Here is a 16,198-nt window from a genome sequence, read left to right on the forward strand (position 1 = left end):
AGTCCAGAGGTCTGCGCTTCCCGGGGCGCGTTCGAGGGCCGTCGCTACAGCGGCCGACCGTTAGAATCAGGTCCGATCGCCCCCACTCGCAATGAATCAGGTCTCGCCGTCGTGGACATCGGCCCGTCTGTGTCTGCGCGAACGACCGGAAGGACGCCCGAGTGACTCGACCTGACCACGGCATCGGTGCACGGTGGGGTTGGATTCTGCTCTTCGCATTGCTCGGGGCAGTGATCGTTGCGCTGGCGTTCTTTGTCGAAGGGCAGTCGCCCGAGCAGGTGCTCCTGCAGTCGATTCTCGTGAACGTGGGCACCGGGATCGGGCTCGCGGGGCCGCTGGCCGTCGTGACGCCGCTGTTCCTGAAGCGAAAGCGTGAGAGGCAGCAGGCCGACGTCCAAGCTCAAGCCACGGGAACGCCAGTGGCTCTCCGCCCCCGACGGCGGGCCCGGTCAAGCCTGGGCTGGTCCTGGCGGGACCGGCTGAGCTGGAGCTGGGATTTCGGCGATACCTACGGGGTCAGGTTCGAACTGCTCTACGCGGTGGGCCTTCCCGTCGTGACAGTGGGGAGTGCGGTCCTCGCGGGCTGGGTCTTCGGCTACGCGCCCGGGCCGTTCGCCTCATTCCCGTTGGCGATGCTCGCCGTGGCCTTGGCCTACGCGATCAACATCGTGTGCTTTCTCGGGTTGGGCTTCCACTGGTGGAACGGGTTCATGTTCCTCAGCCAGCTGCTGATCTACATCTGCGCGGCCACGCTGGGGAACGGCATCGCGGACAGCGCGCTCCGGACCGTCGGCGAGGTCGACACCTGCACCGTGGAGTCGCTCGTCGAGCGGGTCGTCGAGAACGAGAACGGCGGCTCGACCTCCACCTGGAACCATCTCGTATCCTGCCCTGTCGCGGATATCGATGTGGTGGAGGCGGACGCGGTCCAGGCGACCGAGGGCGAGGACATCGAGATCCTCTACGACCCACGGGACCGCATCTCGGCGATGCCGATCGACGAGGTCCCCGACGGGGACGACCTCAAATGGTGGTGGGTCACCATAGCCGGGTACACGGGCATCCGAATCGTCTACGCGCTGTGGAACACCAGAGGCCGCCGGCGCTAACGCCTGTCGAGTGCAGGTCGCATCGCAGGCGGTTCCGTCCGCGAACCTGGACTCCCGCCCGGCCCCGTTCCAAGCGGGCCCGGCTGATTTCGCGTACCCGGTCGCTGGCTCGACCGCTTTAGGCTGGGATGCATGAGCATCCCCTCGGAGCCTGAAGCCGCCGCTCCGGCGGTTCCTCTGGCGCGGAACGGATCGAGCGGCGATGTGTTCGACGGGCCGTTGGAGGCGAGGGCCGCGGGGGTGCATCTGCGGATCGAGACGCGGTTGCGGGAGTGCGGGGTCGATACGCGGGCGGTGCGGGACTGCTTCGTGTGGAACGGGTTGCAGGCGGAGATCGGGGCGGAGGGCGGGCCCGAGTTCGAGGAGACGTTCCTGGAGCTGGCCGGCGCGGAGTTCGCGGCGCAGGCGGCGCGGACGCGGAACAGTCTGGATCGGGCGCTGCTGTGCCTTTGGGTCCACCACGGTTCGGTGCGGGCGTGGAACCACACGTACCGCGTCGACCTGCTGACGAAGTGCATGATCCGGTTCGAGACGACCGTGCGGGAATCGTGGGGCCTCGACGAGGAGCCGGACGAGTCGGTGGCGTTGGCGCTGCGCCTGTGCGATCTGGTGCGGGCGGAGATCCTGCTCGAGGACCGGTTGAAGACCGGGTCGCGTGCCAGGTACGAGCAGGCGTTGAACGAGGTCGTCGCGGCGTTCGGGGAGATCCTGGACGAGACCGAGGGGCTGAGCGACCCGATCGCGGGGTACGTGCGGGACGAGGTGGGCGTCCGACAGGAGTACCACCTGGTGCTGAGGCGGGCGTTCCGGGCGCTCGCGGCCGTCTCGGGCGGGCAGAAGTGGAAGTACGAGCTGCGCAAGGAGCTGCAGCACCTGGCGAACTCGTGGCCGTTCTCGTCGGTCGAGTTGAGCAAGCTGAACGCGCACCGGCAAGCCCTCGAGCGGCTGCAGGCCGCGCAGAAGGCGAACCGGCGGTGGATGCGGGTGGACGAGGGGCGGATCGTGTACCTGTTCCCGTTCGGCGTCACCGGGCTGGACTACGAGACGATCACCTCCAGGCTGCGGCAGTCGTGCGAGCGTCCCGCGTCGCCGGATCTGTTGCGGCCCACCGCGATCCTCGACCACTTCACGTACCACGCCGACATCTGGGAGCCGCGCCTCGAGACCGACAAGCGGTTCGACGGCATGGAAATGGCGCTGCCGAACGTGCGGCTGCGCGTGGACGACGGGAACACCGAGGAGCTCGCGGCGTCGATCCGGTTCTCCCCCATGGGCGTCCACTGCCTCAGGCTCGAGCGGACGCTGACGGACGTGTACCCGAGCGACCTGCACGCCGCGATGTTCCGGGCCGCGCGCGAGCACGGCACCATCGAGGTCACATGCAGGGACTCCGGCCGGACCTGGGATCGCTTGGCGCGCTTCGCCCGCGACCTGCTGCAGAAGCAGTTGCCGGTGCAGCTCGAAGGCGACGCGAACTCCGAGCGCGGGCGGCGCGACGCTCCGCCGATCGAAGTACACAGGGGACGGTCCCATGTGCTGCTTCGCGTCCTCCGCGCGAGCGAACGGAAGTTCGAGTACGGCCCGCATGTGGGCGACGACGGCAGCGAGATGGTGCAGGACGGCCACCGGCTCCTCACCCTCGTCGGCGCCTCCGTCCTGCTGCACGCCGCGCCGGACGCGAAGGAGTCGCTGTGGGACTGGGTGCGGCTCGCCGACGACCACAGCCGGCAGATCTGGAACCAGCGCAACCAGGGCGACCTCCTCATCTCCACCGAGAACACGACGGTGATCGCCGCGCTCGACGCCCCGAACTTCATCTCCGGCGACCTCGAGGCGATCGCGGAGTTCACCGCCTGCCTCAGCGGCACCCTCGCCGCCTGGAACCACCAGCTCGACAGCTACCGGGCCGGCGTCACCGAGTCCATCGCCGCGTACAACACGCCCGGCGCCGACCGGTCCGCGCAGCTCGAGGCCATCAAGGCGTCGCGGACGCGGATGCTCGGGTTCGAGAGCGAGACCCGGCAGGTGATCTCGCTGCTGCACTCGCCGTCGCTGCTGCGGTCCCCGTCGAATTCGGCCGCGCTGCGCCGGCTCCTCGCCGAGAGCGGCACGGACGAGCAGCTCGAGACGTTCGAGGCCGGGCTCGGCGAGGTCATGGCCGACCAGTCCGAGGCGACCCTGCAGCGGTGGGAGGGCGACCGGCAGCAGCGCATCCGCGACTCCCTCACGGCCGCGGTCTCGGCGCTCAGCGTGTGCGCCGCGATCAGCATCTGGCAGGCCGCGGGCCTGTGGACGCCGCTCGGATGGAGCGCGGTGACGGCGGTCGTCGCGGTCTGGGCGGTCGTGTACGTGATGCGCCGCTGGGTCTCCTACTACGGCGTCTGGGCGACCGCGCTGCGCATCGCGAAAGCCCCGTTCGCGCTCTTCAGGCGGGCGCGCGGCGGCCGCGAATAGCGCGAGCGGCCCCCTGGCCTGCCGTTTCTTGGAATACTGGAGGCAGGAGCGAGGGGGCGCGGGGTGCGGTATCGGATCGTGGAGCAGACGCGGCCGGGCGGGATGCTCGAGCACGTGTACCGGGGCGTGCTGCTGCCGGCGTTCCCGCCGGAGGAGATCGAGAGCGAGTCGAGCGTCGCCGACACCCTCGACGCCGGGCTGGGGAGCCTGTTCGTCGCGGTCGACGGCAAGGGCAAGCCGGCCGGGGCCGCGTTCGGCCGCTGGTCGGAGGCCTCGCGGGTGCAGCTCCTGACGTACCTCGCGGTGGACCCGGCGACGCGCGGGCACGGGCTCGGCGGGCGGCTGCTGCACGAGGCGATGGACACATGGCGTGGGCGGTACGACCCGTGCATGATCCTCGCCGAGGTCGAATCCCCGGATGCGCCGGCCGTGCACGAGGCGTACGGCGACCCGCGCCGCCGCCTCGCGTTCTACGAGTCCGCGGGCGCGAAGATCCTCGACCTGCCGTACTTCCAGCCGGGCATCGGCGGCCCCACCAAGCGGGTGCACGGGATGCTCCTGCTGGTGCTCCACGCCGACCCCTCGTTCACGGAGGGACGCCCGGACCGCTTGTCCGGCAGGCCTTTGCGCACGTTCATGGAGGCGTACCTCGAGTCCTCCGAAGGCGCCACGCCGACCGACTGGGACGCGAAGTCACTCCTCAAGGCCATCGGCCGTGAGGACGGTATCCCTATGGGGCGCAACGAGACTCAGCGGTGACACCGGCCGCGCCGGGCGGTGAGGGTAGCGGCTGCGAGAGCGGCGATGGTAGCGCCTGGGGTATGTCGAGACCGGCGTCGGTGCACTACAGTCGCTCTTTAGTGCGCCAAGCCACACTCCCGAGCGAACCCGTATTGGAATGATCGAGCACCCCGCCACCAGCGCCTCCGCCGCATCCGATGCGGTTGTGCGCCTTCAGGTCCCGCGAAGGGCACGACCGTGATCGCCGCCTGCGTCTCGGCCGCGCTCACGGCGCTCGTGTCGGCGTTCTTCCCGATCACGCCCGTCGAGCCGTACCTGGTGGCGCTGGCCGCCGCCACGGACTACAGCCCGATCGCCCTCGGCATCGCGGCCGCCGTGGGCCAGACGATCGGCAAGACGACGCTCTTCCTCGGCGTGCGCGGGGCGCTGCATTCGGAACGCCTGCGCGGCTGGGTGGACGCCGCCGAACGCCGCCGCGAGGACCGGCGGGCCGCCCGCTGCGAAAGGGCCGCAACCGCTCCCCCGAGCGGCGCGGCGGCCACCGCGGTGCGCGAACGCATCCGCACGCCGATCGCGGCCCTGGTGGCGCTCGGCCGCAGGCTCCTCGCCCTCCTGGACCGGCCCTCCCTGGCCGCGCCGATCCTCCTTCTCAGCGCCACAACAGGTTTCCCGCCCCTGATGGCGACGAGCATCTGCGCGGCGGGCACGCGCATCAACCTCCCGCTGTTCGTCGCCGCCTGCCTGATCGGCCGCTCGATCCGCTTCATCGCCATCGCCTACGCCCCGCACCTGGTCCTGGGCTGAGCGCCTCCGAACCCGAAGCGGCCCGCCGGAGTCGAACGCAATGTCGTTCGTGCTCCGCTGAGCCGTTTCGCGGTGCGGCCCGCGAAAGTGACGACTCCGAAGCGCAACCACTCCAACACGAAACGCGTGTGTCTGGTACCGGCAGCCCTTCCCCGTCCAATTCCGCAGGTGAAAGCGAACGCATGTACCCACCCCAACAGCCCGCGCCCGTGCCTCCCCCCGCCAAGAAGTCAGTATGGGGACGCTGGTGGATGATCGTCATCTACGTCGTCGTCGGTCTCCTTTTCCTCTCCTGCCTCGCAGGCCTCCTTGGCGGCGACCCCGACGAACCCGGTGCCGACGAGACGGCCGGCGGTCAGTCCGACGAGGCGGTAAGCGATCAGGAAGCAACGTCAGCAGGCGACGACCAGGAAGCCGACGAGAGCGAACCCGACTACTTCGCCGAGACCTACCCCGTGTTCGAGCCCGTCGAGCACTCCGGCGACGGCGACAGCGTCATCGACCTGCCCGAAGGCGTCGACCAGGCCATGGTCACCGCCGTTTACGAAGGGAGCGGGAACTTCTCGATCTCGGCGCTCGACGAGAACAACCAGTCCACTGCGGACTTGCTCGTCAACACCATCGGCTCGTACGAAGGCGTGACGGCGCTCGGCATGTTCGACATTGCCGGGAAGCCCGCTCGGCTGGAAGTCACCGCCGACAGCGACTGGACGATCACGATCGCGCCGCTCTCATCAGCACCGGCTCTGCCCGAGTCCGGAAGCGGCGACGGCGTATTCCGGTATGAGGGCGACGCGGCGACGTGGAGCGTCACGCACGACGGCGAGTCGAACTTCGCGCTCAGCGTCTACACGGATGCGGACTTTGAAATGCCGCTGCTGATCAACGAGATCGGAAGCTACGACGGCGAAGCCGCCGTGGTCGCCGGTCCAGGGCTCGTGACGGTCAACGCCGACGGATCCTGGACGATCACCCCGAAATAGCGATGTACATGCAGGGGCCCACCCCCATTGGGGGTGGGCCCTCCGACGTTGTTCGCGCTCCGAGGTTCGGCATCGAATCACCGGACATCGATCCAACCGACTCTGCGGGGCCGCTAGGCGTGCTCGTCCTCCAAGTAGCGCATGAGGTTCGCGGCGGACTGCTCCAGTTTCTCGTCGCCGGCGATGACGTCGCGGAGGTCCGCGGGCGCGCAGGGGCGGCGGTCGGCGAGGCGGGCGATGTCGAGGAAGTGCGGGTTGATGCCGGTGCGGCGGTAGGCGGCCAGCTTGTGGTGGCCGTCGATGAGGAAGGAGGCGCAGTCCTGCTCGTCGCCGGGCGGTTCGGAGCGGAGGATGACCGCGAGCGGGCGGTCGCCGTCCTCGATGGCGTTCACGTACCCGTCGAGCGTCGCCTCGTCGCGGGGCGGCCAGGAGTCGGTGGGGATGACGGCGGTGCCCTCGGTGCCGATGGGCTCGTACGGGTACCACCAGGCGGTGCCGTTCTCGCCGAACGGTTCGATGTGGACGTTCGCGTCGCGCCAGATGCGCACGCCGTAGTGCCCGGGCTGCAGGAGCCCGAGGATCGGGCGCGCGAGCTCGACCGGGTCGGTGTCGCGGGTGGCGTGGCGCAGGCGCCCGCGCATGTCCCGCAGCGAGGTGCGGGACTCGGGGTCGCGGGTGCGGATCGCGAAGCGGTCGATGGAACCGGACCCCGTGTACCCCTCGACGATGAGCGGTCTCCAGCCGACGCGGAGCGCGCTCGCCCCGTCGTGGCCGCCGAGCGAGATCGTGCCGTCCCCGTCGCGCACTTCGAGCACCCGGTATCCGAGGGACTCGGCCAATCGCGTGATCATCTGCTCCTCCGTCCGTCAGCCGCTCACCCGCGGCGCTCGCACGTCGCCGCTCCGCCGCCGCGAACCCGTCATTTCGGGCGGCCCAAGGCACCCGTCCACCCTAGTACCCCATGGCTACGGGCGCGAACATCGCTGCGGAGGGCTTCGCCTTCCCGCACGCGCGCATAGCGGCCGCGATTGCGGGGTACCCCGTTCGACGCCGAATCCAACTAGCATGAGCAGGACATCCCCTCATTGCCCCCGGAGGGCACCTCATGACGGTCCCGCCCCACCCCCACCCGTATCCGCCGCCCGGCTACCCCTACGGGCCACCGCCGCCGCCGCGCATGCCCGGTCTCACCACGACCGCGATCGTGCTCATGTGGGTGATGGTCACGCTGAGCGTGTTCGGGGCGCTCCTGGCGATCCCGGTGCTCGCGGTCATAGACGGGCCGTTCGGGACCCGGGTGACGGTGCTGACGGCCATCACGGCAGGGCAGGGCCTCATCTGGGCGGGCTTCCGCGCCTACTTCGCCGTCAAGGTCGCGCGGCGCAGCAGCTCGGCCCGGACGATGGCCATCGTCGTCGAAGCCGTGGCGATGGCCTGCCAGCTCGTGCTCACTGTGCTCATCTTCAACGCCACGATGTCGCAGGTCGCGAAGTCCTCCAGCTACAACATCAGCTTCGACTGCACGGGGCTCGTCCTGCCGGTCCTCGTCATCTGCTTCCTGTCCGCCAACCGGTCGCGCTGGTGGTGCGACCGCTAGACCCCTGAAGAACCGCCCTACGTTAGGAGTACGCCCATGAGCTACCCCCCTGCTCCCCCGCCCCCTCCCGGCCCGCCGCTCGGCGCCGTGCCCGAGAAGATGCCCGGCACCACGAAGGGCGCCGTGGTGCTCCTGTGGATCGTGTTCGGCTTCGGCATCTGCGGCGGCGGCGCACTGGCCTTCGGCTACTCCGTCCTCGCGTCGCTCGAGGAACAGGGCGACGCGGTGATCCCCGATTCGTACATGCCGATCATGATCGCCTCGATCGTCCAGCTGCTGATCTGGACGGTCCTGCGCGCGGTGTTCGCGGTGAAGATCGCCCACCGCAGCGCGGGCGCCCGCAAGGGCGCGATCATCCTCGAGTCCGTGGGCGTGCTGCTCAGCATCGTGTCCTGGCTGATCACCCCGGATATCGAGATGACCGGCGCGAACACGGCGGGCAACACCGCCGGCAGCGTCGTCGGCGCGCTCATCGGCATCGCCCTGGCCGCCACCATCATCGGCCTCTTGTCCACTGCGGACTCGAAGCACTGGTGCAGCGAATAGGACGGACGCGGGGGGGCCCGGGGGGGGGGGCGGCGGGGGGCCGGGGGGGGGGTTACCCGGCGGGCCCCCCCCCCTGGGGGCCCCCTGTTGGCCGGGCCGCGCGGCCGCCCTGCGGAGGTTCCGCAGGGCGGCCGCGGCGCGTTTACCGCGTTGCCGCGAGTGGCGCGCGGGGCCTATGGTGGAGCCCGAAAGTGAGGGTTGCTCCGTGACCAAGTTGAACCAGATCATCGCGATCGAGAAGAGCGTCAAGGCGAAGGCCGCGCGTGCGCTCGGCGACGCCGGGCGCGAGCTCGCCAAGGCGCCGCTGCTGTCCGGCATCTCCCGGACCTACCAGCCGAAGGACGAGGAAGGCGAGCAGTTGCCGCCCGAGTCGACGAAGGTGCAGCGCCGCGTCGAGGAGCAGCTGCGCGAGGTCTCGGCGGCGATGACGCGCCTGTTCGACGTCACGGCCACCAAGGACCGCACCAACGCCCTCGCCACCGCAGACATCAAAGTGGACGGTGAAGTGCTCGTCGCGGACGTGCCCGTCACCTACCTCCTGTTCCTGGAGAAGCAGCTCGCCGAGTTGCAGGCGTTCGTCAAGGGCCTGCCCGTGCTCGACGCCGCCGAGTCGTGGACGTACAACGACGCGTCCGACGCCTTCGCGACCGACCCGGTGAAGACCGTGCGCACCAAGAAGATCCCGCGCAACCACGTCAAAGCCGAAGCGACCGAGGAGCACCCGGCGCAGGTCGAGGTCTACTACGAGGACATCCCGGTCGGCTACTGGACGACCGTGAAGTTCTCCGGCGCCGCCCCCGCCAAGCGGGTCGCGCAGCTCTCGGAGCGGCTCGAGAAGCTCCAGATCGCCGTCAAGTTCGCCCGGGAGGAGGCCAACGGAACCGAGGTCGTCGACGAGCAGATCGGCGCCAAGGTCTTCGGCTACCTGCTCGGCGAGTAGGCACACAGACCCCCTGTTTTGAGCGACAGGGGTGGCGCGAAAGCGCCGAAACACGCTGAAATTGAAGTTCAGTAGCAGCACAACGCGGTAGAGGTGGGGGTTCGATTCCCTCCCCCGGCACCAAGTCGGGGTGGCCCAACTGGCAGAGGCAAGCCGCGAAGACTGAGACTCTCGCTCCAACTTCAGCATTCGCCACGCCGCGCGTTTCCGCGAGCAGTCCCCTGGGACATCGATGTTGGGGGTTCGAATCCTCCCCGCCCCACCACACGGGGCGGTAGCTCAATGGCAGAGCACGGTGCTAGCAGCAGACTCAACGGCTGCCACGGATCGCAGCGGCCACTATGTGGCACATGGCGGCCCGGTGTCGAGGTCAACGACCCGGGCCGCACCAATCCTCTCCGTGGCGTCCGCGCGGCATAATGGTCGCCATGAGCGACAACAGAAAGGGCGATGCCGCGTAGGCCGCCCGCGCGAGTACGCGCACAGCAGCGCCGCCACCGCACTCCTGCGGTGCCCCGGCCCCTCCCCCATATCCCCGGAGCCTCTGCCGCCCTGCAAGGCGCGATCACGCGCCTCGAGAACGACGACCCGCGTTTCAGCCCAGGCGAAGTCGCCTCGGCATTCCGCGTGTGGCAGTGGGTGGTCAGCGGCCCTGTCCGACGCGCGCGCGACCATGCGACGCACGCCGACTGCGATCTCTGCAATTCCCCGAGCCGTGAAGTCCTCGAACTGGCGCTGCATCTCCTGCCGCAGCGCTCCGCTCGGGAACTGCGGCGCCTCGTCGCCCCGCTCGACGAACGGTTCCTCCGGCGCACGCTTCCGAAGCCGCAGCTGACCGAGGGCCCGTGGTGGTGGTTCCGGACTTGACGAGGCGCGGACCGGGGTCCCGCCGCACTCGATCGCCTCCGGGCGTACGGCCCGTGGACGCCGAAAGGCGGCGCCGGCAGCGGGAATGGCGCTGCCGGCGTCGCTTTCTCCGGGGAGGAGCGGGCAAGGTCCTAGGTGTCGGTGCCTTCTTCAGTGGTGGCCTCCTGCTGGCCGGGCGGCGTGCCGCCGGGCATCCCGCCGCCTCCCTGCGGGAGCTGGTCGGCACAGGCCCCGGTGGCCGCCGCCCAGGCGTCCGCGTCCACGCCGTCGGGAGCGGCCATCGTGCCGGGTCCCATTGCGCCGGAAGGCATGTCACCCGTGGGCATCCCGCCGTCGGTCGGCATCTCCCCCGTAGGCAGCTCACCGGTGGGCATCTCGCCCGGCGCACTGCCGAACGGCGTCCAGTCCTCCGGCAGCTCGACACCCTGCTCCGCGAGACAAGCCGTGTAAGCCGCGAGCGGGTCCTCCGCAGCGGTCGTCTCGTCGTCGGTCGACGCCGTGTCCTCGCCGCAGGCGGCCAGCGCCAAAGCGGCCAGGGCCGCGACCGTGCCGGCCCGGGCGGCCTGGAAAACCATCGATCTCATAGCGAGCGAGCGTCCCCGGCCGACCTCGGCGGCACTTCGGAAACACCTCAGAACGGCCTCAACGCCGCCTCCCGCGCCGCCCGGCCCGGGCAGGCCCGACAACCCGGGTAGGGCTGTCCCTACCCGTGAAATGCCTGCTCGCCGGGTCGTTCCCGAGCCCCGATCGGACGAACATTGAGGGCATGAACAAGATCGTCAAGCAGCTCGGCGCCGACTCCGCGTACCTGCTCTCCTCGTTTCCGATCGCGATTCCCGCGTTCGTCATCACCGTCGCCGGCTTCGCCGCCGGGATCGGGACCGCGGTCGTCTGGGTCGGCGTGCCGATCCTCGCCGCGACCCTGTTCGCCATGCGGGGCCTCGCCGCCGCCGGCCGCAGCCAGCTCGGGGCCGTGCTGCGGCAGCCGATCGCGAAGCCGCAGTACAAGCGCGCCGCTGAGGACGCCTCGCCGCTGCGCCGCTACCTGACGCCGCTGACCGACGGCCAGTCGTGGCTGAACCTCCTCTGGGGCCTGGTGAACTTCCCGCTCGCGGTCGCCGGGTTCTGCGTGGCCCTGACCTGGTGGGTCGCGACGGTCGCGTCCCTCGCGTACCCGCTCTACGGCTGGATCATCCGCCGCGCGACCGGTGAGGGCGACGGCCTGGAGCACGCGACGCGCTGGCTCGGCTGGGGCGACTCGTACGCGGCCATCGCGGCCCTCGCGTTCGCCGGCGGCCTGATCATGGCGCTGCTGCTGCCCCTGGTGGTGCGCGGTTTCGCGCTGACCCAGGCCGCGCTGGGCCGGGGCCTGCTGGCCTCGCTCTCGGAGTCGGACGCGCCGCATCAGGGCCCGGTCCGCACCGCCGCGCTCGACGCCGAGGTCACCCGCATCCAGGAGCGCCTCTCCGCCGCATAGACCTTGCCGCATAGACCTTCATCCGGGAAACCCTGTCCGGGCGGCCGCTGGGCCGCCCGGACTTTCGTGCTGGGAACGGTTTTCACCGATGCTAGGTTGGGGCGCATGGCAGCGCATCACCAGCACGGGGACCACACTGCGGCGTTCGACTTCGCCGAGGCCGCGACGCGGTTCAAGGAGCGGGCGGCGGCCGAGGCCGCGCAGTACCGGCGGCTCGCGGAACAGCTCGCGGCCCCGGGCGACCGGGTCGTGGCGGACATCGGTTGCGGGGCGGCGTCGATGGCGTTCGCGCTGGCCGAGGTCCTGCCGGAGGCGCAGGTCGTGGCGGTGGACGCCGAGCCGGCGATGCTCGACCTGGTGCGGGAGAGGGCCGCCGAGAGCGGCGCGGGAGTGCGGGCGGCGCTGGCGTCGGTGGACGACGCGGGCGCGCTCGCGGAGGCGGTCGGGGCGTCGGCGGACCTGTTGTGGGCCGGGCACGTCATCCATCACGCGTCGGATCCGCAAGCGGCCCTTGAGCATCTGGCTGGTCTGTTGGCTCCGGGCGGGCGGTTGGCGATTGGCGAGGGCGGGACGGCCCCGCAGTTCCTGCCTTGGCATGTGGGCGTGGGGAAGCCGGGTCTGGAGCTGCGGCTGATCGAGGCGGGTTCGCGGCGGCTGGAGGGGGAAGGGATCGAGCACGGGTCGGCGCCGCTCGCGTACGGCTGGAACGTGGCGTTGGAGCGGGCGGGCCTGGTGGAGGTGCGCGAGGTGAACGAGCTCGTGGCGAAGCCGGCGCCGCTCGAGGGCGCGGACTTGGCGCACGCGCTGGAGTCGTTGGGCACCAAGGTGGGCTGGTTCGAGCACTACCTGAGCGAGGACGACAAGGCGGCGTGGGCGCGGCTGCTCGACGAGGGCGGCCCGGAGTGGCTGGGGCGCCGCCGGGACCTGCACCATCTGTCGATCGACACGTACTTCGTGGCCGTCAAGCCCTGAAGGCGTTGCGGCGCTAGGCGTCCGCTCAGTCGTTCTCGGAGTCGACCTCCAGTTGGAAGAGGCGTTCGAGCGCGGCGCGGGCGTACTCCTCGTCCATGTGGTCGGCGCGGGCGAAGTCGCTGAGCAGGTCGTAGCCGTCGCGCAGGCCGAGGCGGCCGAGGCGGTAGGCGGCCTCGATGCGGCCGAACCAGTGGAAGCAGTCGTCGGAGGCGAGCACGGAGTAGGCCTCGACGCCGACGTCGGGGCTGATGCCGTGCATCGCTTCGGCGGCGTCGATGCCGAGGTGGAAGTCCATGACGGACTCGACGCCTTTGACGATGCGCCACAGGGCGTTCTCGGCGTCGATGACGCTGTCCTCGGCGAGCTGCTCGGCGCAGATCAGCCGCAGCCGTACGGAGATGCGCGGGGCGTTCGCCAAGTGGCGCAGGGCCATCGCGGCGGCGGAGCCGTGGACGTCGCGGAGGGCGTGGGCGGCGCTGTGGCGCACGTACTCGTTCACCGCTTCGTCGGTGACGAGCTGCATGAGGGCGATCCCGGCGGGTCCGGCAGCGCAGTCGACGAGGGCGCAGGCGGCGTCGAGCCGGTACTTGGCGTCCACAGTGGCGTCCGCGGCGATGGCTTCGAGTGCGCGGGCGGCGTCCTCGACGCTGAAGCGGCCCATGTGCTCGGCGACCTCGAGCCGCACCTCGACATCCACATTGGACAGTCGGGCCACGGGTGAGAGGCGCATGGCCATGTCCCGGCCGCCGAGGTCGACGAGGTCCTGGATGAGCTGTATGCGCAGCTCGGCGTCGATCGCCTCGTTCTTGATGGAGCCCACGAGGTTCCTCATGGCGCGGTCGCGGCGCTGATGCGGGACGGACACGACGGCCATGCCGATCGACGGCTCGCGGGCAGCGCCGAGAGTGCCTATCGGCGGCTCGGGGGCGCCGCCCGCCGGCGCTCGGCCGAAGGGCGCGACCGAGGAATCGCGGGCGTCCTCGATGGCGGCCTCGTAGACGCCGAGACCGTTCTCGTCCTCGGAGTCGTTGCCCCAGAAGCGGGAACGCGCCCTGGCGGGCGCCGGATCGGGCTCGTCGCGCATGCGGGCGAGCTGGCGGCGGCGCTGCCATCTGCTGGTCGCCCAGGTCGCGGCTATCGCAGGGTAGAGGAGGCCGTAGCCCCACAGGCGGCTCACGTCGAGGAGCTCGACCACCGGGACGGGGGCGAGCGCGGCGGAGAAGCGGATGGTCCAAAGCTGCACTGCATTGGCGTTCGCCATACGTCGAACCTCGGGTAGAAGCGTTGCTGGCGGGGACTTCTCGGTACGGCTCCGCCGGCGACCGATGCAGGGACTGCCTCGGGCGCCGCGCGGCCTCGACGTGGGATCGACGGCGCCTTCTAGCAGGCCGCATGGGGGTGCCGGGGCATAAATCGTAGTCCCACAGCGGGATTCGGCGTCGCACAGGGTGTGCGACGGTCCACCCGCTCCCCGCTCCGCGAGCGGTTCGCCCCGTTACGGCCGCTTCGCCTTTCGCGGGCGGTGCGACCTGGGGATTTCCGGGGGCCACATCGTCTGCGGATGCCTGTACGATCGAAGTCACCCCGGTGAAGCCCAATCACCGCGACCGATTGCCCCCGAGCAGACGAGGCGTGTAGAGCGATGACGTATCCGCCCCCCGGCGGTGGGAACCCGCAGTACCAGCTGCAGCCCGAACCGCAGCAGCCCAGCGACCCGTATTCACAGGGCTACAACAGCACGCCTCCGCCCGGCAACTACTACCAGCAGCCGCCGCCGCAGCAGTACACGCAGCCGCCGAGCCAGCCGATGATGCCGCCGCAGGTCGGCGTGCAGCCCGGCTACCCTTCGGCGCCCGGCTCGATCCTGCCGCCGCCGCTCCCGCCGGCCAAGCAGGGCGGCAACCTGCCCGTGATCCTCGGTGTGGTCGTCGCGCTCGTCGTGGTCCTCGGCGTGGCCGCGGTGCTCCTCATCCCCGGCCTGGTCAACGGCGACGACGAGGACCCGCAGGCCGGCGGCGGCGACGAGACCTCCGAGAGCGCCGAACCCTCCACTGAGGAGGCTTCGAGCGAGCCGGCCACCGAGCCGAGCGAAGAGGAGACCGCCGACGCGGGCGGCGACGACGACTTCGCCACCTGGGGCACGCCCGTGAACTCGGACGAGGTCGCCGGCGGCACGCCGGAGGCGGCGGCGATCAACTACCGGATCGGCTCGGACACGGACGACGACGACCTGATGCAGGCGCAGGTGTGCGCTTCGCCGAGTTCGGCGATGCAGTCGGACCTCGACTGGGAGCTCGAGAACACGGGCTACAACTTCGGCTTCCTGCTCTGGAGCATGTCGCGCGAGGTCGACGGCGGGGTCGAGGTGTGGGTCGGCTGGACGATGGACGACAGCGCGCCGAGCAGCACCGCCGAGATGGAGGAAGGCTCCGGCTACACCTTCACGGCGATCGAGGAAGACGGCGGCTGGAAGCTCTGCGACGTGACCTGGTAACGGCCCGAGCGGCTTCGGCCGCTCGGCTTCGTTCCACCCCGCGGACCACCGAACCCGCGAACTCGTATCCGGACCAGTTATCCACAGGCCCTGATCTGGTATTTCGCGCGCCTGCCGGAAGGTTATCCACAGGCCGAAAAGTAGTTGTTGACGCTCCGGAGCGGTTCGGAGACAGTTGGTACATGACGCAGATACCGATGTACCGCACCACGACAGCCACGATGCACCGGCCGCTCGACGCGCCGCTGAACGACGCGGGCGACATGCCCGGGGACCTGCTCATGCGCTTCGAGGCCGCCTTCGAGGCGGACTTCAGCCAGGTGGCCACGGGCCGCACCGCGGCCTGGATCCACGGCTTCGACGTCCTGCCACCGGGAGCCGACCAGCGCGAGTGGCCGGTCGAGAGTTCACCTGATCCGCCGCTGGCGGACATCACGGTGATCGACGGCCTGCCGGTGACGCGCTTGGCGCGCACCCTGGTCGACTGCGCGGCCGACCTGCCGCGACTGGAGGCCGTGGCCGCCGCCGACCAGATCCTGCGGGCCGGCATCGACGCGGGCAGCCTTGCCGCCGCGCTCGAACCGGTCCACGGCGAGCGGCTGCGCCGCGCCAACGCGACACTCCTCGCGGCCGATCCGCGGTCGGAGTCGCCGATGGAGTCCTGGACGCGCTGCCTCATCGGCGACGCCGGGCTCCCGGCGCCGGTCCCGCAACTGCGGGTGCGCACGCCGAACGGGCGCTCCAAATTCCTCGACCTCGGTTGGGAGCATTGGCAGGTCGGGGTCGAGTACGACGGCATGGGCACCCATCTCGGCCTCGCCTCAGAGACCGCCGACCGCCGCCGCCACCAGGCGCTGCGGAACCTCGGCTGGGAGATCCTGGTCCTCACCGCCTCGGATGTGATGGAGCATCCGCGCCCCTGGCTGGTCAAGCTCCGCGAGATCCTCCTCGACCACGGCTGGGACCCGGACCCGAACGAACTCCGCGACGTCAACGAGCGCATCGAGGCGGTGAACCTGGCAGTGAGCCGAGCCTGATCACCTCCACGACCGGCGGGCAGGAAGGCGCCTCCCGCCCGCCGGCCGAATCGAAACCGAAGCGGGACAACCGAGCTCGAGACGCCTCGGGCACGATGTGGCAGCAGCAGACGACCGTCAGGGCCGGCACGGCGCGATCCCGCCGGTGGCGATCACCGGGTTCGTGATGGCGATCGC

General features: G+C 70.4%; 16 protein-coding genes. 13 read left to right on the top strand and 3 right to left on the bottom strand.

What is annotated here, in order from left to right; all coding sequences use genetic code 11:
• The first annotated feature begins 230 nt into the window (after positions 1-230).
• From O2L01_RS04650 to O2L01_RS04670, 5 genes are all read left to right on the top strand, one after another.
• Positions 231-1,109, top strand: a complete 879-nt coding sequence (locus O2L01_RS04650) for a hypothetical protein (protein ID WP_270120692.1) — start codon at positions 231-233, stop codon at positions 1,107-1,109.
• Positions 1,110-1,241: 132 nt separating this feature from the next.
• Complete coding sequence (locus O2L01_RS04655) at positions 1,242-3,563, top strand: hypothetical protein (RefSeq protein WP_270120693.1); 2,322 nt, start codon at positions 1,242-1,244, stop codon at positions 3,561-3,563.
• Between the two features lie 63 nt (positions 3,564-3,626).
• Positions 3,627-4,322 (top strand): GNAT family N-acetyltransferase, encoded by a 696-nt coding sequence (locus O2L01_RS04660; protein ID WP_270120694.1) that lies wholly within the window; start codon positions 3,627-3,629, stop codon positions 4,320-4,322.
• 219 nt (positions 4,323-4,541) lie between these two features.
• The gene (locus tag O2L01_RS04665) at positions 4,542-5,108 is read left to right on the top strand and encodes a hypothetical protein (RefSeq protein ID WP_270120695.1); all 567 of its coding nucleotides are present in this window, start codon (positions 4,542-4,544) and stop codon (positions 5,106-5,108) included.
• Positions 5,109-5,359: 251 nt separating this feature from the next.
• Entirely contained in the window at positions 5,360-6,091 is a 732-nt protein-coding gene (locus tag O2L01_RS04670; protein ID WP_270120696.1) for a hypothetical protein, read from the top strand.
• 113 nt (positions 6,092-6,204) lie between these two features.
• Here O2L01_RS04670 and O2L01_RS04675 read toward each other — a convergent pair whose 3' ends face one another.
• Entirely contained in the window at positions 6,205-6,942 is a 738-nt protein-coding gene (locus O2L01_RS04675; RefSeq protein WP_270120697.1) for a hypothetical protein, read from the bottom strand.
• A 254-nt stretch (positions 6,943-7,196) separates the two neighbouring features.
• On the opposite strand from O2L01_RS04675, the gene O2L01_RS04680 reads away from it, so the two are divergent.
• The 4 genes from O2L01_RS04680 (at position 7,197) to O2L01_RS04695 (ending at position 10,041) form a co-directional block, all read left to right on the top strand.
• Positions 7,197-7,688 (top strand): hypothetical protein, encoded by a 492-nt coding sequence (locus O2L01_RS04680; protein ID WP_270120698.1) that lies wholly within the window; start codon positions 7,197-7,199, stop codon positions 7,686-7,688.
• Between the two features lie 36 nt (positions 7,689-7,724).
• Positions 7,725-8,234, top strand: a complete 510-nt coding sequence (locus tag O2L01_RS04685; RefSeq protein ID WP_270120699.1) for a hypothetical protein — start codon at positions 7,725-7,727, stop codon at positions 8,232-8,234.
• Positions 8,235-8,439: 205 nt separating this feature from the next.
• The gene (locus O2L01_RS04690) at positions 8,440-9,174 is read left to right on the top strand and encodes a DUF7873 family protein (protein WP_270120700.1); all 735 of its coding nucleotides are present in this window, start codon (positions 8,440-8,442) and stop codon (positions 9,172-9,174) included.
• Between the two features lie 510 nt (positions 9,175-9,684).
• Positions 9,685-10,041, top strand: coding sequence for a hypothetical protein (locus O2L01_RS04695; protein WP_270120701.1), 357 nt, complete (start codon positions 9,685-9,687; stop codon positions 10,039-10,041).
• A 131-nt stretch (positions 10,042-10,172) separates the two neighbouring features.
• On the opposite strand, the gene O2L01_RS04700 is transcribed toward O2L01_RS04695, so the two are convergent.
• Complete coding sequence (locus O2L01_RS04700) at positions 10,173-10,625, bottom strand: hypothetical protein (RefSeq protein WP_270120702.1); 453 nt, start codon at positions 10,623-10,625, stop codon at positions 10,173-10,175.
• A gap of 182 nt (positions 10,626-10,807) precedes the next feature.
• Here O2L01_RS04700 and O2L01_RS04705 point away from each other — a divergent pair, with 182 nt between their 5' ends.
• Together O2L01_RS04705 and O2L01_RS04710 are read left to right on the top strand one after the other, a co-directional pair.
• Entirely contained in the window at positions 10,808-11,518 is a 711-nt protein-coding gene (locus O2L01_RS04705) for a sensor domain-containing protein (protein ID WP_270120703.1), read from the top strand.
• A 105-nt stretch (positions 11,519-11,623) separates the two neighbouring features.
• Entirely contained in the window at positions 11,624-12,490 is an 867-nt protein-coding gene (locus tag O2L01_RS04710; protein WP_270120704.1) for a class I SAM-dependent methyltransferase, read from the top strand.
• A 25-nt stretch (positions 12,491-12,515) separates the two neighbouring features.
• On the opposite strand, the gene O2L01_RS04715 is transcribed toward O2L01_RS04710, so the two are convergent.
• A complete protein-coding gene (locus O2L01_RS04715) occupies positions 12,516-13,751 on the bottom strand; it encodes a hypothetical protein (RefSeq protein WP_270120705.1) in 1,236 nt (411 codons plus the stop codon).
• Positions 13,752-14,132: 381 nt separating this feature from the next.
• Between O2L01_RS04715 and O2L01_RS04720 the strand changes: the two genes are divergently transcribed.
• Together O2L01_RS04720 and O2L01_RS04725 are read left to right on the top strand one after the other, a co-directional pair.
• Positions 14,133-14,984: a hypothetical protein gene (locus O2L01_RS04720; protein WP_270120706.1), complete on the top strand. Its 852-nt coding sequence runs from the start codon at positions 14,133-14,135 to the stop codon at positions 14,982-14,984.
• Positions 14,985-15,166: 182 nt separating this feature from the next.
• Complete coding sequence (locus tag O2L01_RS04725; protein WP_270120707.1) at positions 15,167-16,021, top strand: hypothetical protein; 855 nt, start codon at positions 15,167-15,169, stop codon at positions 16,019-16,021.
• The last annotated feature ends 177 nt before the right edge of the window (positions 16,022-16,198 follow it).

The organism is Glycomyces lechevalierae (assembly GCF_027622945.1).
GTDB classification, from domain to species: Bacteria; Actinomycetota; Actinomycetes; order Mycobacteriales; family Micromonosporaceae; genus Glycomyces; species Glycomyces rutgersensis.

Bases quoted from the DNA above. Each gene is read 5' to 3' on its own strand.
- O2L01_RS04685 (WP_270120699.1), top strand. From the start codon at position 7,725: ATGAGCTACCCCCCTGCTCCCCCGCCCCCTCCCGGCCCGCCGCTCGGC.
- O2L01_RS04675 (WP_270120697.1), bottom strand. From the start codon at position 6,942: ATGATCACGCGATTGGCCGAGTCCCTCGGATACCGGGTGCTCGAAGTG.
- O2L01_RS04715 (WP_270120705.1), bottom strand. From the start codon at position 13,751: ATGGCGAACGCCAATGCAGTGCAGCTTTGGACCATCCGCTTCTCCGCC.
- O2L01_RS04725 (WP_270120707.1), top strand. From the start codon at position 15,167: ATGACGCAGATACCGATGTACCGCACCACGACAGCCACGATGCACCGG.
- O2L01_RS04700 (WP_270120702.1), bottom strand. From the start codon at position 10,625: ATGAGATCGATGGTTTTCCAGGCCGCCCGGGCCGGCACGGTCGCGGCC.
- O2L01_RS04705 (WP_270120703.1), top strand. From the start codon at position 10,808: ATGAACAAGATCGTCAAGCAGCTCGGCGCCGACTCCGCGTACCTGCTC.
- O2L01_RS04720 (WP_270120706.1), top strand. From the start codon at position 14,133: ATGACGTATCCGCCCCCCGGCGGTGGGAACCCGCAGTACCAGCTGCAG.
- O2L01_RS04680 (WP_270120698.1), top strand. From the start codon at position 7,197: ATGACGGTCCCGCCCCACCCCCACCCGTATCCGCCGCCCGGCTACCCC.
- O2L01_RS04710 (WP_270120704.1), top strand. From the start codon at position 11,624: ATGGCAGCGCATCACCAGCACGGGGACCACACTGCGGCGTTCGACTTC.
- O2L01_RS04670 (WP_270120696.1), top strand. From the start codon at position 5,360: ATGATCGTCATCTACGTCGTCGTCGGTCTCCTTTTCCTCTCCTGCCTC.
- O2L01_RS04655 (WP_270120693.1), top strand. From the start codon at position 1,242: ATGAGCATCCCCTCGGAGCCTGAAGCCGCCGCTCCGGCGGTTCCTCTG.